This window comes from Corynebacterium amycolatum (genome assembly GCF_016889425.1).
Classification (GTDB): Bacteria; Actinomycetota; Actinomycetes; order Mycobacteriales; family Mycobacteriaceae; genus Corynebacterium; species Corynebacterium amycolatum.
Map to the genome: position 1 here is coordinate 1,916,425 of NZ_CP069513.1, position 21,587 is coordinate 1,938,011.

18 protein-coding genes are annotated in these 21,587 nt (G+C 57.9%); all 18 read right to left on the minus strand.

The features are described 5' to 3' along the window. Window positions 1-3,360, minus strand: coding sequence for a carbamoyl-phosphate synthase large subunit (gene carB / locus I6J19_RS08375; RefSeq protein ID WP_038628913.1), 3,360 nt, complete (start codon window positions 3,358-3,360; stop codon window positions 1-3). Window positions 3,361-3,384: 24 nt separating this feature from the next. Then, on the minus strand, window positions 3,385-4,617 hold the full coding sequence (carA, locus tag I6J19_RS08380) for a glutamine-hydrolyzing carbamoyl-phosphate synthase small subunit (RefSeq protein ID WP_371199671.1): 1,233 nt from the start codon (window positions 4,615-4,617) through the stop codon (window positions 3,385-3,387). A 38-nt stretch (window positions 4,618-4,655) separates the two neighbouring features. Then, entirely contained in the window at window positions 4,656-6,017 is a 1,362-nt protein-coding gene (locus I6J19_RS08385) for a dihydroorotase (protein ID WP_038628909.1), read from the minus strand. After that, window positions 6,018-6,971, minus strand: coding sequence for an aspartate carbamoyltransferase catalytic subunit (locus I6J19_RS08390; protein WP_016422709.1), 954 nt, complete (start codon window positions 6,969-6,971; stop codon window positions 6,018-6,020). Next, window positions 6,968-7,537, minus strand: a complete 570-nt coding sequence (pyrR, locus tag I6J19_RS08395; RefSeq protein WP_038628907.1) for a bifunctional pyr operon transcriptional regulator/uracil phosphoribosyltransferase PyrR — start codon at window positions 7,535-7,537, stop codon at window positions 6,968-6,970. The genes I6J19_RS08390 and pyrR overlap by 4 nt, the downstream gene beginning before the upstream one ends. 251 nt (window positions 7,538-7,788) lie before the next feature. After that, on the minus strand, window positions 7,789-8,493 hold the full coding sequence (gene nusB, locus I6J19_RS08400) for a transcription antitermination factor NusB (RefSeq protein WP_038628905.1): 705 nt from the start codon (window positions 8,491-8,493) through the stop codon (window positions 7,789-7,791). 48 nt (window positions 8,494-8,541) lie between these two features. Further along, entirely contained in the window at window positions 8,542-9,105 is a 564-nt protein-coding gene (efp, locus tag I6J19_RS08405) for an elongation factor P (protein ID WP_016422706.1), read from the minus strand. Window positions 9,106-9,193: 88 nt separating this feature from the next. Further along, window positions 9,194-10,366: a M24 family metallopeptidase gene (locus I6J19_RS08410; RefSeq protein WP_038628903.1), complete on the minus strand. Its 1,173-nt coding sequence runs from the start codon at window positions 10,364-10,366 to the stop codon at window positions 9,194-9,196. Next, on the minus strand, window positions 10,363-10,839 hold the full coding sequence (gene aroQ / locus I6J19_RS08415) for a type II 3-dehydroquinate dehydratase (protein WP_049180997.1): 477 nt from the start codon (window positions 10,837-10,839) through the stop codon (window positions 10,363-10,365). The genes I6J19_RS08410 and aroQ overlap by 4 nt, the downstream gene beginning before the upstream one ends. Then, window positions 10,839-11,945: a 3-dehydroquinate synthase gene (aroB, locus tag I6J19_RS08420; protein ID WP_038628901.1), complete on the minus strand. Its 1,107-nt coding sequence runs from the start codon at window positions 11,943-11,945 to the stop codon at window positions 10,839-10,841. Before aroB ends, aroQ begins: the two co-directional genes overlap by 1 nt. Window positions 11,946-12,032: 87 nt before the next feature. After that, entirely contained in the window at window positions 12,033-12,554 is a 522-nt protein-coding gene (locus I6J19_RS08425; RefSeq protein WP_038628898.1) for a shikimate kinase, read from the minus strand. A gap of 40 nt (window positions 12,555-12,594) precedes the next feature. Further along, a complete protein-coding gene (aroC, locus tag I6J19_RS08430) occupies window positions 12,595-13,782 on the minus strand; it encodes a chorismate synthase (RefSeq protein WP_070560335.1) in 1,188 nt (395 codons plus the stop codon). 94 nt (window positions 13,783-13,876) lie between these two features. Further along, window positions 13,877-14,488, minus strand: a complete 612-nt coding sequence (locus tag I6J19_RS08435; protein WP_052155608.1) for a prepilin peptidase — start codon at window positions 14,486-14,488, stop codon at window positions 13,877-13,879. Between the two features lie 26 nt (window positions 14,489-14,514). Further along, the gene (locus I6J19_RS08440) at window positions 14,515-15,330 is read right to left on the minus strand and encodes a shikimate dehydrogenase (protein WP_038628896.1); all 816 of its coding nucleotides are present in this window, start codon (window positions 15,328-15,330) and stop codon (window positions 14,515-14,517) included. A 14-nt stretch (window positions 15,331-15,344) separates the two neighbouring features. Further along, window positions 15,345-16,571: an endolytic transglycosylase MltG gene (mltG, locus tag I6J19_RS08445; RefSeq protein ID WP_038628894.1), complete on the minus strand. Its 1,227-nt coding sequence runs from the start codon at window positions 16,569-16,571 to the stop codon at window positions 15,345-15,347. Between the two features lie 258 nt (window positions 16,572-16,829). Further along, window positions 16,830-17,333, minus strand: a complete 504-nt coding sequence (gene ruvX, locus I6J19_RS08450) for a Holliday junction resolvase RuvX (protein WP_038628891.1) — start codon at window positions 17,331-17,333, stop codon at window positions 16,830-16,832. A 37-nt stretch (window positions 17,334-17,370) separates the two neighbouring features. Beyond that, complete coding sequence (alaS, locus tag I6J19_RS08455) at window positions 17,371-20,031, minus strand: alanine--tRNA ligase (RefSeq protein ID WP_038628889.1); 2,661 nt, start codon at window positions 20,029-20,031, stop codon at window positions 17,371-17,373. 128 nt (window positions 20,032-20,159) lie between these two features. Next, a complete protein-coding gene (locus I6J19_RS08460) occupies window positions 20,160-21,545 on the minus strand; it encodes a replication-associated recombination protein A (RefSeq protein ID WP_392389637.1) in 1,386 nt (461 codons plus the stop codon). Window positions 21,546-21,587 lie beyond the last annotated feature (42 nt).

Consider the following 21,587-nt stretch of genomic DNA (forward strand, 5'->3'; position numbering starts at 1 on the left):
TTAGACCTGCTCCTGAGCAGCCAACTCTGCCGGGTGGAGCTCCTGCAGAGCCTTAACGCTCATCTCACCGTTGCGCAGTGCCAGGATGCCTTGCAGTGCGGCGACAGCACCCTGAGCGGTAGTCACACAAGTTACGCCCTGGCTCACCGCAGCGGCGCGAATCTCGTATCCGTCAGAACGTGCGCCAGCGGAACCGGATGGGGTGTTGATAATGATGTCAACCTCACCGTCGCGGATCATGTCGACAATGTCGCGCTCGTCAGACGGCGCTTCGGAATCAGTCGTACGCTTTGCGACGACCTCACACTCGACACCGTTGCGGCGCAGCATGCCGGCAGTACCCTCCGTTGCCAGGATGCGGAAGCCCATATCCGCCAGCGTGAGAATCGGGAATACCAGAGTGCGCTTATCGCGGTTGGCCAGCGAGACGAAGATCGTGCCCTCGGTCGGCAACTCACCGAAACCGGCCAGCTCTCCCTTGGCGAAAGCAGCACCAAAGTTGTCGGCCAGACCCATGACTTCACCGGTGGACTTCATCTCCGGGCTCAGCAGGCTGTCGAGAGCGCGGCCCTCAAAGTCGCGGAAGCGGTTGAACGGCAGGACGGCTTCCTTAACCGCAATCGGAGCGTCAGCGGGCAGAGAACCGCCGTCGAAGTTGGATGGAATCATGCCCTCTTCGCGCAGTTCCGCGATTGTAGTACCCATCATGACGCGGGATGCGGCCTTAGCCAGCGGAACCGAGGTTGCCTTGGAGACAAACGGTACGGTACGAGATGCACGCGGGTTGGCTTCGATGACGTAGAGGGTCTCGTCCTTGAGTGCGTACTGAACGTTCATCAGGCCCTTCACACCGATGCCGTGTGCCAGTGCCTTGGTGGATTCACGCACCTTGTCGATGATGCTTCCGGACAGAGTCATCGGAGGCAGCGCACACGCGGAGTCACCGGAGTGAATACCGGCTTCCTCGATGTGTTCCATGACGCCGCCGAGGTAGACCTCTTCCCCATCACACAGTGCATCAACATCGATTTCGATGGCGCTGTCCAGGAAGCGATCAACCAGTACCGGGTGCTCATTGGACAGCTCGGTAGCGCGGTTGATGTAGTCCTCCAGGGTGGCCTCATCGTAGACGATTTCCATGCCACGGCCGCCGAGGACGTAGGACGGACGGACCAGCACCGGGTAACCGATGCCAGCGGCAACCTGGCGAGCTTCTGCGAAGGAGGTGGCGGTACCGAACTCCGGCGCCGGCAGGTTGGCCTCAGCCAGGACCTTGCCGAACTCACCACGGTCCTCAGCCAGGTCGATTGCCTCCGGGCTAGTGCCGACAATCGGAACACCTGCGGTCTGCAGACGCTCAGCCAGGCCCAGCGGAGTCTGGCCACCGAGCTGAACAATGACGCCTGCGACCTTTCCAGACTGGCTCTCAGCGTGGTAGACCTCAAGGACATCCTCGAAGGTCAACGGCTCAAAGTAGAGACGGTCTGCGGTGTCGTAGTCGGTGGAGACGGTTTCCGGGTTGCAGTTGACCATGACGGTCTCGTAGCCAACGCGGGAGAGCTCGAGGGCTGCGTGAACACAGGAGTAGTCGAACTCAATGCCCTGGCCGATGCGGTTCGGACCGGAACCGAGGATGATCACCTTTTCCTTCTCGGTCTGCGGAACGACCTCGGACTCAGCAGCCGGGTCCAGTTCGTATGCCGAGTAGTGGTACGGAGTCTGTGCTTCGAACTCGGCGGAGCAGGTATCGACTGTCTTGAAAACCGGGTGGATATTCAGGCGCCAGCGCAGCTCACGCACGCCGTCTTCCCCGGCCAACTCCGGACGCAGAGCAGCAATCTGGGCGTCGGAGAGACCCCAGTACTTAGCTTCGCGAAGTAGATCGGAGGTCACCACCGGAGCGTCGATAAGCTCCTTGCGGATATCCTGCAGGTTTTCCATCTCGGCAATAAACCACGGATCGAGGCCAGAAGCTTCGTGGATCTGCTCAATGGAAGCACCCAAACGCTGAGCCAGCTCAACGTCGTAGATGCGGCCTTCAGTCGGACGCTTCAGGTCCTCAAGGACAGCGTTGACATCGTTTGCGCGCTCACCTGCGAAGTCCTCATCCGGAACGGTCCAGAAACCAGCTGGCTTGTTCTCCAGCGAGCGCATGACCTTACCGAGCGCGCCGATGTAGTTGCGGCCGATAGCCATGGCCTCACCGACGGACTTCATGGTGGTGGTCAGCGTGTCGTCAGCACCAGGGAACTTCTCGAAAGCAAAGCGTGGAGCCTTGACAATCACGTAGTCCTGCACCGGCTCAAACGCAGCTGGGGTTTCACCGGTGATGTCGTTGGTGATCTCATCGAGGGTGTAGCCGATAGCCAGCTTGGCAGCAATCTTTGCAATCGGGAAACCAGTTGCCTTGGAAGCAAGCGCCGAGGAGCGGGAGACGCGCGGGTTCATCTCAATGGTGATGATGCGGCCGTCATTTGGATTGATGGCGAACTGGATGTTACAGCCACCGGTGTCAACGCCGACCTCACGCAGGATTGCGATGCCCTGGTCACGCATGGTCTGGAACTCGCGGTCGGTCAGAGTCATCGACGGAGCGACAGTTACCGAGTCACCAGTGTGGACACCGAGGGCATCAACGTTTTCAATGGAGCAGACCACGACAACGTTGTCGTCGCCATCGCGCATGAGCTCGAGCTCAAATTCCTTCCAACCGAGGATGGACTCCTCAATCAGAACATTGGCCTCGGGCGATGCGGCTAGGCCGCCACCTGCAATACGGTCGAGGTCTTCCTGGTTGAAAGCCAGACCGGAGCCCAGACCACCCATGGTGAACGAGGGGCGAACAACGACCGGAAGACCGAGCTCTGCAACAGTCTCATGGACTTCTTCCATGTTGTGGCAGACGCGGGAACGAGCGGACTCGCCACCAATCTTGGCGACGATGTCCTTGAACATCTGGCGATCCTCACCGCGCTGAATGGCCGGAATATCAGCGCCAATCAGCTCGACATTATACTTTTCCAGAATGCCCTCGCGGTCCAGCTGAATAGCTGCGTTCAGTGCAGTCTGGCCACCGAGAGTTGCCAGGACAGCGTCAATCGGGTTGCCCTCTGCAGCTTCCTTGGCCAGGATCTTTTCGATGTACTTGGTTTCAATCGGCTCGATGTAGGTGGAGTCTGCGAACTCCGGGTCAGTCATAATCGTTGCCGGGTTAGAGTTAACCAGCGTGACTCGCAGGCCCTCTTCGCGCAGCACGCGGCAAGCCTGGGTGCCGGAGTAATCGAACTCGCAGGCCTGACCGATAACAATCGGGCCGGAGCCGATAACCAGTACGTGGTTGATGTCTGTACGACGTGGCATGGTGTTAGGTCCCTTAGCCCTTTCCTACTTGTTCGAGTTTCCGGTTGCGGACTTGTTGAAATCGACCTTCTGAATCAGCTCCAGGAAGTCATCGAAGAGAGAGTGCGCATCGTGCGGGCCGGCTGCGGACTCTGGGTGGTACTGCACAGAAAAGGCCATGCCGTTCTTCAGTGCGACACCTTCAACGACGTCGTCGTTAAGGCAAGTGTGCGTAACCTCTGCCTCGCCCCACGGAGTATCGAAACTCTCGCCGGCCTTGCCTTCAAGTGCGAAGCCGTGGTTCTGAGCGGTGATAAAGATGCGGCCAGTGCGGTGGTCCTTCACCGGAACATTGACGCCGCGGTGGCCGAAGACCAGCTTGTAGGTGTTCAGGCCGAGTGCCCGACCAAGAATCTGATTACCGAAGCAGATACCGAATAGCGGCATGCCGTCATCGAGTGCGGCCTTGGCGACCGCAACCATCTCATCAGCAGTTGCCGGGTCACCCGGGCCGTTGGACAAGAAGACGCCATCCGGCTGGTATTCCTTCTTAATATCTTCGTACGGAGTGTTAGCCGGAACCACTACGACTTCCAGGCCACGCTTAGCCAGCTCACGCGGGGTGTTGGACTTAATGCCCAGGTCGTAGGCCACAACACGTGCCTTCTTCTCCCCCTGTGCTTCCACAACATAGGCCTGATCGGTGCTGACCTCGCGAGCCAGATCCGCGCCCTTCATCGCAGGCTGAGCGCGAACGATTTCCACCAGCTTATCGACGGGTTGCTGTGCGTCCTCACCAGAGAAAATACCAGCGACAATCGAGCCATTGTCGCGCAAATGGCGAACCAGCGCGCGGGTATCAATCTGGCGGATACCGATGATGCCCTGTGCCTTCAGCTCATCTTCCAAGCTGCGCTCGGAGCGCCAGTTGGAGGGAATACGCGATAGATCGCGGATAATAAAGCCCGCTGCCCAAATCTTGTTTCCACGGGACTCGTAGTCCTCGTCATTCCAACCGGTGTTACCGATCTGTGGTGCAGTGGCCACAACCAGCTGGCGGTGGTAGGACGGGTCAGTCAGGGTTTCCTGGTAGCCCGTCATAGCGGTGGTAAAAACTGCCTCACCCAGGGTCGTACCGGTGGCGCCAAAACCGCGTCCGCGGAACACTCGTCCATCTGCCAATACCAGGACTGCCGCTGTAGCGGCCGCGGCCTGCGACTCGTTGCTCACGTTATTGCCTTTCAGTTGGGTAGCGTGCGAGGAATTTACATTAATCATACGGGACGCATGTGAGTTTTTATGCGTTGACATGAATATTATCCAGCGACCTCTCCGTTAAGAGCGGTCACCTTACCGCGCAGCACGGTAGCTGCCACGGACACGGCCATCTCCATTTCCTCATAAGGAGTGTTCTCGGACTTCGACGCCAGGTCTTCGCCGCGGACCGTCCACTTTTTGCCCGGGTCAACAACGGTCAGGTTGGCAGGCTCACCGACAGCGATTGGTCGGCCGTGCCCCGGCAGCTTCACAATTTGAGCAGGACGCTCACTCATAACCTTGGCCAGCCAGCGCCAATCACAATCGCCCTTCAAAACAAACTCTTCGGCGATGATTGGCATCGAGGTCTCCAGACCAAGCATGCCGGGCTTAGCGTGCTCAAACTCGCAGCACTTTTCTTCAGAGCCGTGCGGAGCATGGTCGGTAGCGACACAGTCAATAATCCCGTCAATCAGAGCCTGACGCAGAGCCAGGGTGTCGCGCTGCTCACGCAGCGGCGGGTTGACGCGGTAGACGCCGTCGTAGGTCTCCAGCTTCTCATCGGTGAGAATTAGGTGATGTGGGGTAACCTCGGCGGTCAGCGGAATGTCATGCTCCTTTGCCCACTTGACCAGCTCAACAGTGCCTTCGGTGGAAGCGTGGCAGATATGCATGCGTCCGCCGTAGTCGCGAGCCATGATGGCATCTCGGGCCACGATGGACTCCTCGGCTACGCGCGGCCACCCGGTCAGGCCCAGACGTGCGGCGGTCGCACCTTCGTGAGCCGATGCATCTGCGGTCAGACGCGGATCTTCGCAGTGCTGCGCCAGCAATACGTCTTCGCCGCGGGCGTATTCAATCGCGCGGCGCATAATCAGCGGATTGTCGACGCACTTACCGTCATCGGAGAACATGCGTACCTTCGCCTGCGAGTCTGCCATCATGCCGAACTCGGTCAGCGTCTCGCCCTTCAGGCCCTTAGTAATAGAGCCGACCGGGTGAATGTCGCAGAGGTTCAGCGCCTGGCCCTTGAGCCATACCGACTCAGCAATCGAAGGGTCGTCGGTTACCGGAGCGGTATTGGCCATAGTGAACACTGCGGTGAAACCACCGCGTGCTGCGGCAGCGGAACCAGTGGCCAGGGTTTCCGTATCTTCACGGCCCGGCTCACGCAGGTGCACATGGATGTCGACCAGACCTGGCAGAAGAACGAGGGAGTCGAACTCCAGGACCTCTACCCCGTCCTCGACCGTGAGGTTTTCGCCAATCTCAGCGATAACGCCATCGTCAATCAAGACGTCGACATCTTCGCCTTCACCGTAGGGGCGCACACCCTTCAGCAGTAGTTGTCCCCGTGCAGGTGCTGCCAATGGTCCTACCTCGGGGTACGAGGCTTCGTCATATTCATTGCGATTCGACATTTATGCCTGCCCTTCCAAGTTGGCGGAAACGCCTGAGGTCAGCAGTGTGAAAAGAACTGCCATGCGGACGTGGACACCGTTGGCTACCTGCTGCAGCACGGCAGTGCGCGGCAGATCAGCGACGGCATCGTTAATTTCCATGCCACGAAGCATCGGACCTGGGTGCATCACAATGCAGTCGTCGCGAAGCATCTTCTCACGAGCCTTCGACAGCCCGTAGCGAGTGGCGTATTCGCGATGGGATGGGAAGAAACCTCCGTTCATGCGCTCCTGCTGAACGCGGAGCATCATCACGGCATCAGCATCTCGGATCTCGTCTTCCATGCGGTAGGCAACACGCACCGGCCAGGTCTCGATGCCAAATGGCAGCAACGTCGGTGGGGCGACGAAGACGACTTCGGCGCCGAGCTTGCTCAGGAGATCGGCGTTAGAGCGGGCGACGCGAGAATGCAGGATATCGCCAACGATGACGACCTTGCGCCCCTCAATTCCACCGAGACGCTGACGCAACGTCACCGCGTCCAGGAGAGCCTGCGTCGGGTGCTGGTGCTTTCCGTCACCCGCGTTGATGATCGATGGGCCGTTGCCAAATTCCTCAGTCCACTTGGCGATCAGCTGTGCCGCTCCCGACGATGGGTGCCTAACGACGATGGCATCGCCGCCGATAGCATCCAAAGTCAGCGCGGTGTCTTTCAGGCTCTCGCCCTTCTTCACAGAGGAAGAGGAAGCTGAGATATTAATAACATCGGCGCTCATCCACTTACCCGCAGTCTCAAAAGATGAGCGGGTGCGCGTGGAGTTCTCGTAAAAGAGGTTGTAAATAGTGCGGCCGCGCAGGGTCGGCAGCTTCTTAATTTCCCGACCGCGGATGACCTCCTTAAAACGATCGGCCTCATCCATCAGGCCGACAATTTCATCCTTGGTCAAATCCGCAATGCTAATCAGATGTTTCACTGTTCCTCCGCCCGGGTGAGAATAACCGCGTCGCGGCCGTCAAGCGCCTCGACCAGCACATCGACGTCTTCGTCGCGGGAAGTTGGCAGATTCTTACCGACGTAATCGGCGCGAATTGGTAGTTGGCGATGACCACGATCGACCAGCACTGCAAGCTGGATTACTCGCGGGCGACCGATATCAGCAATAGCGTCGAGTGCGGCACGAATCGTGCGACCTGAGAAAAGGACATCGTCTACGAGAACAACGGTGGTTCCGTCAATTCCGGAGTTCGGAATATTCGTGGGCTGCAGGGCGCGGTGCGGGCCCTTGCGCAAGTCATCCCTGTATAGGGTGATATCGAGCGATCCAGTTTCCGGACGTATGCCGGAGAACTGTTCAATCAAATCGGCTAGCTTTTCCGCCAGCGGCACGCCACCAGATGGAATGCCGAGGAGAACTACGCGCCCAGCATTTGGGCTATCCAGCGCAGTTTTTTCAATAATTTGGTGCGCGATGCGCGCGACGGTACGTGCAACTTCGTCTGCATTGAGCAGCTCGGTTGTTTGCGGCGTTCCTTCGCTCATCGTGACCTCCTTCCCCGCCTCTCAGTGCGGTCCGTTAAAGGATGTCTTGATTGTGGATATTTGATTATCAGTCTGCATGACCCGCAACTACGGTCGCGGTGCAAACTTCCGCTGACCAGAATAGCACCCACGCTTAGATTGCCTCTAAATGCAACAAAGCTCCAAGCCCCCAAAAAAGGGACTTGGAGTTTCAGACAATCCGCGAGAAACGACTGCGATTGACTCGCAGTAATCCCGGCCGCTTTTACTGGCTAGGACCCGTTCTCGCTCTTAGCCACGTCTTCAGCCACCAGCTTGGCAATATCGCTCATGTCCAGGCCGGTAATCTTAGCCATCTCATCGGAGTCGACCAATGCCTTGTCAGCTTCCTCATTTGCGGCAGCCTGTGCCTGGATAGCTTCATCGAACTGGGACTCGCCCACCGAAGTGCTCACAGCTGCAGCTGCCAGGCGTGCCTGGTCGGCAATCTTGGCTTCAGCATCGAGTACTGCGTTGATGTACGGTGCCGCCACATCAGTGGAGTATTCCGATGCCAGCTCAACGCCTTCCACCACGGCCACACGCGGAGGCACGTCGGAGTTGTAGAACAGCTCCCAGGTGGAAAGACGCAAAATAGCGCGGTCGACTGCCGGTAGGCGACGCAGCGGCCACTCCTCCGTCAGGTACGAAGAAATCGTAGAGTCGATACCGATGATCTCCGCAGCTACACCGCGCACAATCTGCTCGGTGTACTCCGCAATTGGATTCACATCCAAATCGGGATTACGGACCATTTCCAGCCGCTCTTCAAGAAGCTTGACGACGTCGACGCCTCGCTGCTCGGCCTCAAAAAGCAGATCTACTGCACGACGGCGCGCACGGTAGCGCGCGCCGTGGCGCTTGTAGTTAGGTTCGCGAACGTTCGCGGACTCCTGCGCATCCGAGGTGTCAACGGACTTGTGATCCTTTTCAGTCATGGATGTGTATGTATCGCTCTCAACAAAAGGGTGAACTAGATGAGGGAATTAGTGGTTGACGCGGGACAGGTAGGAACCGTCACGGGTGTCGACCTTCAGAACGTCGCCGGTTTCGATGAACAGCGGCACCTGAATCTCAGCGCCAGTCTCCAAAGTTGCCGGCTTGGTGCCACCGGTGGAGCGGTCGCCCTGCAGACCCGGGTCGGTCTGCTCAACCTTCAGTTCGACCGAAACAGGCATTTCAGCGAAAAGAACGTTGCCCTCATGGAAGGACACCTGGCAGGTGGTTTCCGGAAGCAGGAACTTAGCACCCTCCGGCATCTGAGCATCCAGGATGGAAATCTGGTCGTAGGTCTTGTCGTCCATGAAGACGTATCCTTCACCGTCGTGGTACAGGTACGTCATGTCGCGGCGGTCGACGGTAGCAGTCTCAATCTTGACACCAGCGTTGAAAGTCTTGTCAACAACCTTGCCGGTCAGAACGTCCTTCAGCTTGGTGCGGACGAATGCCGGACCCTTACCTGGCTTGACGTGCTGGAACTCCACGATCTGCTGAAGCTTGTTGTCGTGCTTGATAACTAGACCGTTTTTAAAATCTGCGGTGGTAGCCAACTAAACTCTCCTGAAATTGTTAAAAAGCTCTCTGACGAAACCACGATACTCCGTATCTCATCGAGAGAAAAATAAAAACGCCGTGATGTTAGGCTCGCGGTTTCGGCAGCTGTGTAATAATTTCCGGCTCGGTGTCAGTGATAATCAACGTATCTTCGATGCGCACACCGCCGAACCCCGGAACATAAATACCAGGCTCGATGGTCAACGTCATGCCAGCTGCCAACTTCCCCTTGCCGGTGCGAGCGGCAAATGGAGCCTCATGCACCTCGATACCAATCCCGTGGCCGGTGGAATGGACGAAGTGTTCCCCATAACCAGCATTTTCAATAATGTCCCGGCATGCTGCGTCAACAGCCACAACATCGGCCCCTGGCACGGCCGCTTTTACGCCGGCCAGCTGTGCTTCCAGTACGACGTTGTAAATCTCTCGGGCTTTCTCGTCTGCGAACTCCACACCGGCAACGATCGCGCCGGCCAGATCCGACGACGTACTGTTCGGATTGTTTTCGCTTGACGACGTTGCCGTCTCACCGGCAAAGAGGGTACGTGTCATATCGGAGTTGTAGCCCCCGGCAAAGGCACCAAAGTCAATAGTGACCAGGTCACCTGCCTCGATTACGCGATCTTCCGCTCCGTGATGTGGCTTGGCGGAATTCGGGCCGCTTGCGACAATCGTGTCGAAGCTGGGCCGATCGGCACCATGCATGCGCATCCGGTACTCCAACTCTGCGGCGACTTCGCGCTCCTTGCGGCCGGCGACCACGATGCCGTCGTGAAGCAAGTCCTCGAATGCGCGGACCGCGATGTCGGCGACGTGGCGCAGAGCGACGAGTTCCGTATCGGACTTGATTTCCCGCAGTTTAGAGACGACGCCCGTAGTCGATACCAGCTCGAGTGCCTGTGGACGGGCATCCTCTAGCTCTTGGTAAGCAGCCATGGTGAGGAACTCAGATTCAACACCAAGACGCGAAATATCCAACTTTCGGGCTTGACCGACGAGTGCCACGCCGGTGTTGCGGGCGGTGAGTAACTCCACGTCCGGTGCCTGCTTGCCAGCCTGAACCGTATAGCGGCCGTCGGTGGAAAGCAGCGCTTCCCCACTGGCCGCAACAATCAAACCAGCATTCGAGCCGTGGAAACCCGTAAGCCAACCAACATGCGTCGGATTGACTGTGAGGAAACCGTCGCAGTCGTTGTCGGACAATGCGTCGATAAGAGCGGCTCGGCGGGCGGCGTAGTTCGTGGAGATATCTGTCATAGTGTCGTACTCACCCTTCTCAGTGCCATGGAATAGCCATCAGTTCCACATCCGACGATAACGCCCGCGGCAAGCGCCGAAAGATACGAGTGATGCCGAAACTCCTCCCGGGCGTGAATGTTTGAAATATGAACCTCGTGGAAGCCCGGGCCGTCGGCAATCTCGGCGAGCGCGTCACGTAGGGCGACGGAGGTGTGTGTCAACCCTCCTGGATTGATAATTACTGGCCAACCGTAATCAGCAGCTTCGTGAACCCACTCGATGAGCTGACCTTCATAGTTGGATTGGCGGCAATCCACTACGACGCCAAGCTCCTTGGCTAGGGTACGAAGTTCAGATTCGACATCGGCCAAAGTAGTGGCACCGTAAATTTCTGGCTGACGCTTGCCCAGACGATCGAGGTTCGGGCCGTTCAAAACAAGCACGGTCGGAATCGCCGTCGTGGCATCCGTTGCTGCACGAAGAGAGGTCATTAGCGGGTTGACTCCTCAGATGCGGCCTGCCCACTGTTGCAGAGCAGTTCGTATGCACGCTCGAGGTCATCCATGCCCGGGCCTTCAAGACGGGCTGTTTCACCGGGGTTTTCCAGAATAACGAATCGGATCGCACCATCGCGGTTCTTCTTATCCCTGGTCATAGCATCGTAGAGCTCGGTAAAACGACCCGCCTGGTAGGTCGTTGGCAGCCCAATGGACTCTAGGATGCGACGGTGGCGGTCTACAAGTTCCTGATTAATATGTCCGGTGATCTTGGCCAGCTCGGCGACATAAACCATGCCTACAGCTACGGCGTGGCCATGGCGCCAACGGTAGTTTTCAAAGTGCTCAACTGCATGACCGAAAGTGTGGCCATAGTTAAGGATCTCGCGGAGGCCAGATTCCTTCAAATCCTCAGCGACAACGCGTGCTTTGACAGCAATCGCGCGCTCGACCAGTTCTGGCAAGTCACCGTCAACATCGAGGCAGGTCTGCGGGTTTGCCTCGTAAAGATCGAGAATCTTCGTGTCCGCGATAAATCCAGCCTTGATGATCTCTGCCGTGCCCGCAATCAGTTCAGCCTTCGGCAAGGTGCGCAGGACATCCAGGTCACAGAACACCGCGGCAGGCTCGTGGAAGGCGCCGACCAGGTTCTTTCCGGCTGCAGTGTTGATACCGGTCTTACCGCCGACAGCTGCGTCGACCATGCCGAGCAGCGTTGTCGGGACCTGGATAACCTTCACTCCACGCATCCACGCGGCGGCGACGAATCCACCGAAATCTGTGGCTGCACCGCCGCCAATCGCGATTACCGCGTCACGCCGGCCCAGACCGCGTTCACCAAAAGTGTCCCAAACTGTTTCAGCAACTGTGAGCGTCTTGCCCTCCTCCGCATCAGGAATCTGGATGCTGAAGGCATCGACTCCCTTGTCCGCCAGTGCCTTGATGACGCCGAAGCTCAGCTCTTGAACGCTCCCCTGGTGAATCACCGCAACCTGGGAGGCAAAGGTAACGGCCTCCGCAATCTGCTCGGTGAGTCCATGCCCCATGGTCACCGTGTACGGGGATGGGCCTTCAACACGGATTCTGCGGGTTGAGTTCATTGTCAGTCCCTAGTCGTTAGCGTAAGAAATGTATGGAGTTGCTGGTTATGCGGCAGTGATTAGCTACCGCCATTTAATAGTCGCCGGTTAAGCCTCGTCGCAGGTTTCATCGAGGTAGCTGAGGATCTCGGCTACAACGCGCTGCGGGGAACGTTCGTCGGAACGCACCTTGAAAGTGGCTGCATCTTCGTAGAAAGCTCGGCGAGCCTCATAGAGTGCGCGGTAATGAGCCTCTGGGTCAGCCGCCTGGAGTACCGGGCGCGAATTGTTACCCGCGGTACGGCGGACGCCCTCTGCAATGCTGATCTCGAGGTAGACGACGTTATGGTCTGCCAGCAGGTCACGGGTCGCCTGCGAAATCACGGCACCACCGCCAAGTGAGACGATTCCGTCGTGGGTCAGAGCCTCCGCCACAACTTGTTCCTCGATGCGGCGGAATTCCGGCTCTCCCAGCTCGGAAAAGACTTCCCCACAAGTCTTGCCCATGCGCTGTTCAATCATCTCATCGGTATCCGTAAGTCTCGTGCTCAATGCACGAGACAGTCGACGACCGATGGTGGACTTTCCCGATCCGGGCGGTCCGACAAGGACAATAGTAGGAACGGACATTCCCCTCGTTTTACCCTTCTTCGTGTGCGCGACAGTGGCGCTATTTCCAATCAAGGCGACGTCGAGTCTGCTCCAAGTAGCCCTCAACGTTACGCTTGGTTTCCTCCAGGCTATCGCCGCCGAACTTCTCCATTACTGCACGCGCCAGTACTAGCGCGACCATTGCCTCTGCGACAACACCGCCGGCCGGGACCGCGCAGACATCAGAGCGCTGGTGGATCGCGGTAGCTGCATCGCCGCTGGCCATATCAACGGTCTTCAACGCACGCGGAACGGTCGAAATTGGCTTCATCGCAGCACGTACAACGAGAGGTTGAGCATTAGTCATGCCACCCTCCAGGCCACCGGCGCGGTTAGTTTCACGATCCACGCCGTCGTCGGTACGCACCATTTCATCATGGGCCTCGGTGCCACGGCGACGGGCTTCCTCAAAACCGTCGCCGATCTCCACGCCCTTGACGGACTGAATTCCCATCAAGGCACCTGCAAGCTGCGAATCCAGACGGGCATCACCGGAAATGTGCGATCCCAGCCCCACCGGCAGACCGTGGACAACGATCTCGACGATGCCACCGAGAGTGTCGCCCTGCTTCTTGGCGGCCTTGATTTCGTCAATCATCGACTCCTCCGCAGCTGCGGAGAATGCACGCACTGGCGACTCGTCAATCTTGTCCTGATCGGCGAAGGTCGGCAGTGGCCCCTCGTAGGGCTCGGAACGACCGATGGAAATAACGTGGCTGACAACTTCCACACCGAGAGTCTCACGCAGAATTGAGCGGGCCACAACTGATGCCGCCACACGTGCTGCAGTCTCACGAGCCGATGACCGCTCCAGGATGTTTCGAGCATCGGTGTGATTGTACTTCAGCATGCCGTTGAAATCGGCATGCCCCGGGCGCGGGCGGGTTAAGGTGGCGCCACGAGCTGTATCCAAAACAGCTGGCTCAACCGGATCCGGGCTCATGACCTCAGTCCACTTGGGCCATTCGGAGTTGCCGACCATTATGCCAATCGGCGATCCCAGCGTCTCACCATGTCGAATGCCAGTCAGCAGCGTGACCTCATCAGCCTCAAACTTCATTCGCGCGCCGCGACCATAACCGAGACGGCGGCGTGCGAGGTGGCGTGATACGTCATCTGTAGTCAGGGGAAGTCCGGCTGGCGCACCTTCTACGAGAGCGATAAGCGCTTTGCCGTGAGATTCACCCGCGGTAGTCCAACGAAGCATAGGTATCATAATGTCACGTTTGCCGTACTTCTTGTGCATTTGGGGGCATACAAGTTTCAAATATGCCCCATTTTATCGCCCCTGGTCTACCGCTTCAGGGGACTTGTAGGTGCCCTCCGCTTATCCCCCACACAATGGCAGTTGCTGCAAGCATTGCAGGCCCATGAGGCACGCTCGCCGGCACACGCGCGGTTTTTGCTTTACGACGGTCACCCCAGCCCCGCTTTCCCGCCGTGACTACTGCGATGAGGAGAGTGAGTCCCGCAGCCAACAGAATTGCCACTGCAATCCAGATCGCTGCCGCCACCGGCTCGCCCGATACCACACCGACACCGCCACCGAGAATTGCTGCGAGCTTCACATCTCCAGCCCCCATAGAGCGTCGGTTGATTATGAAGACTGCTACATAGAGGCCAAACCAGAGGCCTATTCCTGTTCCTATGGCTGCGACTGCACTGGCGAAATCGTCAGCCAAGGTGCCTTTATGCTGGAGCACCATTCCAGTGATCGCTATCAGGCCCACTCCCCCTAGCATCAACCACCAGTTCGGCAGTCTTCGCCGGATCACATCCAACCAGCAGCCAGTACCGCCCCAGCCGAGAACAAGCAACACGACTAGGTAATAGAAAACCCGGTCAAGGTAGACCGGGTCAATCCTGTGCTGTCCAATCGGAGACAGCCCTATCTCAGTTATGTCCCACCCCATAACTTTGGGATTGTAACGGGTGTGAGTTAGATCGGCAGCGCTGCACGCATCGCCTCGACATCGGGAGTGCGCCCAGTGAACTGCTCGAACTGTCCCACCGCTTGATGTAGCAACATGGACAGTCCACCGACCGCCTGTGTCCCTCCGCGTTCGGCTGCTTTCACAAGTGGGGTTGGCCAGGGATTGTAAATAACATCGAGAATCTTCGGTGCTCGAGCGAGGTAGCCAGCAACCGATTCAATTGCGGCTGACGGCACCGTAGAGACCAGCACGTCGGCATTGCCAGCAATATCTGCCAGGTTTGGAGCGTCAAAAGTCACCCAAACAAATTCCATCCCCAGCGCGGCAGCTAGCGGTTCAATGTCATATGCGCGCTTGGAGCGCGCTATTACAGTCACATGATTGACACCCAGCTGCGATAGCGCCCAAAGTGCCGGTCGTGCCGTGCCACCGGCACCAACAACAACGGCGCGACCACGTGGTGCGTTCGTGCAGTCAATCTCGCGCAGTGCTCCCAATACACCGTCACCATCAGTGTTGTCGGCGAACCAGCCCGAATCGCGACGGACCAGGGTGTTCGCCGAACCAATTAGCCGTGCGCGCTCACTGACTTCATCGGCGAAGTCCAGCGCGGCAAACTTGCCGGGCATCGTGACGGAAAACCCCTGGAAACTGGGGTCTGCGCCACCAACGACGTCGGCAAGCTCTTCGGCGTTGCACCGAATGCGGTCATAGTGCCAGTCATTCATTCCCGCAGCGCAGTAACCGGCGTTGTGAATAGCCGGCGAGTACGAGTGATCAATCGGATCTCCCAGCACGGCTGCGCGATGAGTTATAGGCATAGGAGTTCTACCTCTTAGCGGTTCGAATCCAGCACGCCATTGCTGCGTGACTCGTCAATAGCGGCCTCGTGCTCTTCGAAGGTCGTGCTAAAGACGGTATTCCCTTCCTTGTCCACCGTGACAAAGTACAGCCAGGTGCCGTCAGCCGGATTTTCCATGGCACGAATCGCCTCGATGGAGGGCGAAGCAATAGGGGTTTCCGGCAGCCCCTCCTTGGCGTAGGTGTTCCATGCGGTCTTTCGCGCGCGGTCCTCATCCGTGGTTGCGATTTCCTGATCCGGCAGATCGTAATTGACTGTCGAGTCGAACTGCAGCTGCATCGGCTCCTCCAGACGGTTCAGAATAACGCGAGCGACCTTATCGAAGTCACCATCTGGCGACTCCATCTGAATCAGAGAAGCTGCGGTAATCAGCTCGTATGGAGACAGACCAACCATGTCCGCTGAAGCCATGAGCCCTGTGTCCTCATAGTTCTTCACCGATTCCTTGACCAATTTTGCCAGCATCTGTTCGGGCGTCTGCTGCGGGTCAAGGTGATGAACACCTGGCGTAATGAGTCCCTCAAGACGACGAGGGTCGTTGCCACGCGCAGTTACCGCGTCCCGTGCCCATTCTGGAACACCGAGCGCGGCCAAATCAGCCTCGCCAGCAGCACGTTCGAGATCGGTCTTGGACACGCAGTCATTGTCCTCAACGCAAGTGGCCTCTGAAATAAGCGAGAAAATTCCCTTACGCACATCCGATGAGGACACAATGCGGGTATCGGCGAAACGGGCGCCAGTCGGAATGTCAACGGTACCGACCTGATTTTCGACATCCAGAAGAGCCTCGACGGTCTCATCGGCCTTCATCCGCTGGTGGAGTCGGTAGAAACCCGGCTGCAATTCACTTGAATGGGAGTTTTCATTCGCGGCCTGGATGAATGCACGGGAAGACTTGACGACGCCGCTTTCCACCAATTGGTTGGACAAATCAGTAAGTGACGTGCCTTCACTGACCTCAACAATCGTCATTGGCCCCTCGGCTTTGCCGTCGTAATCGTCTACAATGCCCCCACGATTCCAGACGAGGCCAATCACTGCGAGGACGAACACGCATAACAGGACAGAAGTCACATTGATTGCCACTGCCGTTTGGCGGTGGCGAACCCGAGGCTTTGTCCCACCGCTGCGAGCACCAGCGCGGTCCCGGTCGTCACCGCCGCTACCAGTGCGGCGCGCAGTCTGCGCGTCTTTACTCATCAATAATCTCCTCGAACGCAGCTCACTCTCCCATCGGTATCAGCGCGGAGTCTTCCCATTTGGGTGCGACACGCGACTAACAGCGACTGGTACGACATAGCTTTACGACGAAGTCGTAGCACTAGGTTGCATTGTAGGTGTGAATCGCCACTTCAACTTTTCAAATCCCATGCACGCAGAAACGTGCTCAGATATTACACACTTAATAATTGCGCAAAGGTGGGTGAATTGTCACCTTTCGGTAACTTTTGTGTGCCCCTAGTCGGTATTTTCGTCCAAAGATTTTGCCCGTCTGTCCAACCAGGATTGTAGAATTTCTACTGCCGCAGCCTGGTCAATAATCTTCCGCCCGGACTTAACATCAATACCTGCTGCGTGCAGCCTTGATTGAGCCATTACCGTCGTCATCCGTTCATCGGCGTAATGCACTACGACTCGGTCACCGAGTCGGCGCTGCAGCCGGAATCCAACGTCAGTAGCTTTCCGCGCAGAAGTCCCGAACGTGCCGTCGAGCATAAGGGGCATCCCGACAACAATCTCGACGACCTCAAGTTCAGTGGCGAGTCCCACGAGCCGGTCAATATCCGGCCCGTCAGGATCTTTTCGCCCCGTTGCTCGAGTGACTGTTTCAACCGGGGTCGCCAGGATACAGTCGGGGTCAGAGACTGCGACACCAACGCGGACATCGCCGACGTCGATTCCGAGCCGCCGACCCCAACCGGGATCATCCTGACCGGGGGTATCAATGCGGGGCTTAGCCATTGTTTACTGCTCTTCCGATAGCACAGCCGTTAATTGACTACTTGGACAGTTCGGCCTCAACAGCGGCCAATGCTGCGTCGATACCGGAGGCATCAGAGCCGGAGCCCTGTGCCATTGCCGGTTTACCGCCGCCCTTGCCGCCGACCTCGGCGCCCATCAGCTTCACCAAATCGCCGGCCTTAATACCGCGATTGACGGCTTCATCCGAAACCGAGGCCACAAATGGAACCTTGCCGCCAGCGTTGGAAATCAACGCAATAACGCTTGGGCGATCCGCAAGACGCTTCGCCAAGTCATTAGCCAGCGAACGGATGTCCTTCATCTCCGTACCGTCGGGAAGCTTAAGGCCGAGGTAAGTAACATCGCCGATGGTGCGAGCGGACTCCAGGTGAGATGCGGCATTGGCCAGCAGCTGTCCGGCCTTGAAATCAGCGAGCTGCTTCTCTGCAGCCTTGAGCTTCTCAGCCAATGCTGCGATGCGGTCTGGCAGCTCAGCAGACGGAGCCTTGAATTCAGTGGCCAGTCGTTCAGCCAGGAGACGCTCGGTGGACAGGTAGCGGAAGGAATCCATACCCGAGTAGGCCTCAATACGGCGCACGCCCGATCCGACAGAGGACTCGCCCAGCACAGCTACCGGACCAATCTGCGAAGAATGCGAAACGTGGGTACCGCCACACAGCTCAATTGAGAACGGGCCACCGACCTCGACAACGCGGACGATGTCGCCGTAGTTTTCGTTGAACAATGCCATGGCACCAGCGGCCTTGGCCTCTTCCAACGGCATCTCGGCAGTATTGACAGCCCAGTCGTTGTCGACAGCCTCATTGGTAATCTGCTCAATCTCACGGAGCTGTTCCGGTGTGAGCTGCTCACCGTACTTGAAGTCGAAACGGAGGTAGCCCGGCTTATTCATGGAACCAGCCTGAGTTGCAGTATCCCCCAGTACCTGACGCAGAGCACCGTGAATCAGGTGAGTTGCAGTGTGCGCCTGACGAGCACCGTGACGCCACTGCTCGTCTACCAAAGCTTCAGCGGAGACGCCCGGGGTAAACTCACCGGCTGTGACGATGCCCTTGTGCAGCCACAGCTTCTTGCCCACCTTTTGGACATCGTTGATGTGGACCACAGCGCCGGAATCAGTCACGATTCGACCACGGTCAGCCAGCTGACCTCCGGCCTCGGCATAGAGCGGAGTGCGGTCGAGGATAACCTCAATCTCATCGCCCTCTGCGGCAAACGCCTGCTTCTGGCCATCGGCAATGATGCCGAGAATCGTGGATTCGTCGGCAAGCCGATCGTAACCAGTGAAGGACGTCGGGTGTTCATCGATGAACTCGCGGTAGACGTGCAGGTCGGTGTGCGACTGTTTCTTTGCCTGGCTGTCGGCCTTTGCACGCGCACGCTGCTCAGCCATCTCGCGATCGAATTCCTCGCGGTCGATGGTCAGGCCAGCTTCTTCGGCCATCTCGATGGTCAGGTCGATTGGGAAGCCGTGGGTGTCATGCAGGGTGAAGGCATCGTGACCGGATAGAACGGTTTTACCCTCTGCCTTGGCCTTGGTGGCCGCGCGCTCGAACAGCTCCTCACCAGCGGACAGAGTCTTGGTGAAGGTCTTTTCCTCGGCGACGGCGACGCGGCGAATACGGTTCCAGTTCTCCGCGATCTCTGGGTACGACGGGGTCATGGTCTCGGCCGCGATACCAATCAGCTTCTCCAGCACTGGACCGTTAGCTCCGAGCAAGCGCGCAGAGCGGATAATACGGCGCAGAAGGCGACGCAGAATATAGCCACGATCGGAGTTCGAGGGAGTGACGCCGTCGAGCATCAGCATCAAGCCGGTACGGCTGTGGTCAGCGATGACGCGGAAACGGATGTTGTCCTGGTGGTTCGAGCTGTATTTCGAACCGGTTAGCCGCTCTGCCTCGTCGATAACCGGACGCAGTAGGTCAGTTTCGTAGACGTTGTCGACACCCTGCAGCAGGAAAGCAACACGCTCGATACCCATACCGGTATCGATGTTCTTCTTCGGCAACGGGCCAAGAATCTCGAAAGAGTCCTTGCCTGTTCCTTCGCCACGCTCGTTTTCCATGAAGACGAGGTTCCAAATCTCGATGTAGCGATCCTCGTCGGCCTCTGGGCCACCATCAGCACCGTACTCCGGGCCGCGATCGTAGAAAATCTCTGAGCACGGACCACACGGGCCAGGTACACCCATGGACCAGTAGTTGTCCGCCATACCTCGGCGCTGAATGCGCTCCTCCGGTACACCAACCTTCTCGTGCCAGATGTCATGGGCCTCATCGTCGTCGAGGAAAACCGTTACCCACAGCTTCTCAGCCGGGATGCCAAAGCCGCCGTCCTCAACAGCACCAGTCAGAAGGCTCCATGCATGAGTGATGGCACCTTCCTTGAAGTAATTTCCGAATGAGAAGTTACCCGCCATCTGGAAGAAGGTGTTGTGGCGAGTGGTGATACCCACCTCTTCAATGTCCAGTGTGCGCACGCACTTCTGAATCGAGGTCGCGGTGGAGAAGTCCGGAGTCTCATTGCCGAGGAAGTAGGGCTTGAACGGCACCATGCCGGCATTAACGAACAGCAGGTTCGGGTCATCCAAAACCAGGGAGGCACTGGGGACCTCGGTGTGTCCCGCCTTTACGAAATGCTGGATGAAGCGATTTCGAATTTCATGAGTCTGCACGGTGTTCTACTTCCTCGTTTCACGTCGAGCGTCCGAGATGTTTAATACAAAACTAGCAGTCTACCCGCTCGGTTCGAGCAACTTTAAAACCACCCCACCGGCACCCCGTAGATCCCGACCGATCTCGCCTACTTCGATTTCCGGCGGCTCCCCCGGATAATTCGGCGAATGCGTCCGAGGTACTCAGCCATGCCGTTTTCACGACCATGATTGGATGGAACGAAATAATCAGTGCCCACCAACTGATCTGGTGGATACTGTTGGGCAACGACACCCATGGGGTCATTGTGCGGGTAGATATAGTCCACCGCGTGACCAAGGTCCTTAGCCCCGCTGTAATGTCCGTCGCGCAAATGCGGTGGCACCGGCCCGGTCTTCCCGGAACGAACATCCTTCAACGCCCCGTCGATTGCGCTTATGACCGAATTGGATTTCGGTGCCGTGGCCAAGTGAATCGTGGCCTGCGCCAGCGTCAGCCGGGCTTCCGGCATGCCTATCAAGGCAACGGCCTGCGCCGCGGCGACGGCGGTTTGCAGTGCTGTCGGGTCTGCCATACCGATGTCTTCGCTAGCCAGAATTACGATTCGGCGGGCAATAAACCGAGGGTCTTCCCCACCCTCAATCATCCGCGCCAAGTAGTGCAGGGCAGCATCGACATCAGACCCTCGAACGGACTTAATAAACGCGCTGGTGACGTCGTAATGCTGGTCGCCATCGCGGTCATAGCGAACCACGGCCCTGTTGATCGAATTGGCAAGCGACTCAGAGGTAATCTGCTCACCGTCGGCTACGGCTTCTGCGGCTGCCTCGAGGTACGTGAGGGAACGACGAGCATCACCAGCTGCCAGCGCAATGAGTTGATTACGTGCATCGTCTGTAATACTGACGCGACCATTGAGGCCGCGCTCATCAGTAAGTGCTCGATCAATGAGCGTGCCGACGGCTTCGTCATCCAGTGGCTGCAACTGTAACAACAGTGATCGACTGAGCAGCGGGGACACCACTGAGAAGGATGGGTTTTCCGTCGTTGCCGCAACGAGAAGGACAATCCGATTTTCCACGGCACCCAACAGGGCATCCTGCTGGGTCTTAGAGAAGCGGTGCACCTCGTCGATGAAGAGCACCGTTTGAATGCCCTGATTAACGAGCGTGCGACGAGCAGTATCGATAACCGCACGCACTTCCTTCACCCCGGCATTAAGCGCGGAAAGCGCTTCAAAGTGTCGACCGGTCGCCGCGGAAATCAAACTGGCAAGAGTGGTCTTGCCAGTTCCAGGAGGGCCAAACAGAATAACGGAGGTGTCGCCGCCCCCCTCGACCAGACGGCGCAACGGTGCTCCGGGTGCTAGCAGGTGGTCTTGACCAACGACTTCATCCAGGTTTCGCGGTCGCATCCGAACAGCCAATGGCGCATGTGCACCTGGGTGGAAATAGGTGTTCGCATCGGAGTTCAGGCCAGTGCTTGCTGGCCCCGCACCCCGACCTTGGCTCTTGGCCGCCGCAGGGCCGGCAATCGAAGGCTCGTCGAAAAGCCCTGGAGCGTCATCGGCGGAGCC

Bases quoted from the DNA above. Each gene is read 5' to 3' on its own strand.
- carB (WP_038628913.1), bottom strand. From the start codon at position 3,360: ATGCCACGTCGTACAGACATCAACCACGTACTGGTTATCGGCTCCGGC.
- carA (WP_371199671.1), bottom strand. From the start codon at position 4,617: ATGATTAATGTAAATTCCTCGCACGCTACCCAACTGAAAGGCAATAAC.
- I6J19_RS08385 (WP_038628909.1), bottom strand. From the start codon at position 6,017: ATGTCGAATCGCAATGAATATGACGAAGCCTCGTACCCCGAGGTAGGA.
- pyrR (WP_038628907.1), bottom strand. From the start codon at position 7,537: ATGAGCGAAGGAACGCCGCAAACAACCGAGCTGCTCAATGCAGACGAA.
- nusB (WP_038628905.1), bottom strand. From the start codon at position 8,493: ATGACTGAAAAGGATCACAAGTCCGTTGACACCTCGGATGCGCAGGAG.
- I6J19_RS08410 (WP_038628903.1), bottom strand. From the start codon at position 10,366: ATGACAGATATCTCCACGAACTACGCCGCCCGCCGAGCCGCTCTTATC.
- aroQ (WP_049180997.1), bottom strand. From the start codon at position 10,839: ATGACCTCTCTTCGTGCAGCAACGGATGCCACGACGGCGATTCCGACC.
- aroB (WP_038628901.1), bottom strand. From the start codon at position 11,945: ATGAACTCAACCCGCAGAATCCGTGTTGAAGGCCCATCCCCGTACACG.
- I6J19_RS08425 (WP_038628898.1), bottom strand. From the start codon at position 12,554: ATGTCCGTTCCTACTATTGTCCTTGTCGGACCGCCCGGATCGGGAAAG.
- aroC (WP_070560335.1), bottom strand. From the start codon at position 13,782: ATGCTTCGTTGGACTACCGCGGGTGAATCTCACGGCAAAGCGCTTATC.
- I6J19_RS08435 (WP_052155608.1), bottom strand. From the start codon at position 14,488: ATGGGGTGGGACATAACTGAGATAGGGCTGTCTCCGATTGGACAGCAC.
- I6J19_RS08440 (WP_038628896.1), bottom strand. From the start codon at position 15,330: ATGCCTATAACTCATCGCGCAGCCGTGCTGGGAGATCCGATTGATCAC.
- mltG (WP_038628894.1), bottom strand. From the start codon at position 16,571: ATGAGTAAAGACGCGCAGACTGCGCGCCGCACTGGTAGCGGCGGTGAC.
- ruvX (WP_038628891.1), bottom strand. From the start codon at position 17,333: ATGGCTAAGCCCCGCATTGATACCCCCGGTCAGGATGATCCCGGTTGG.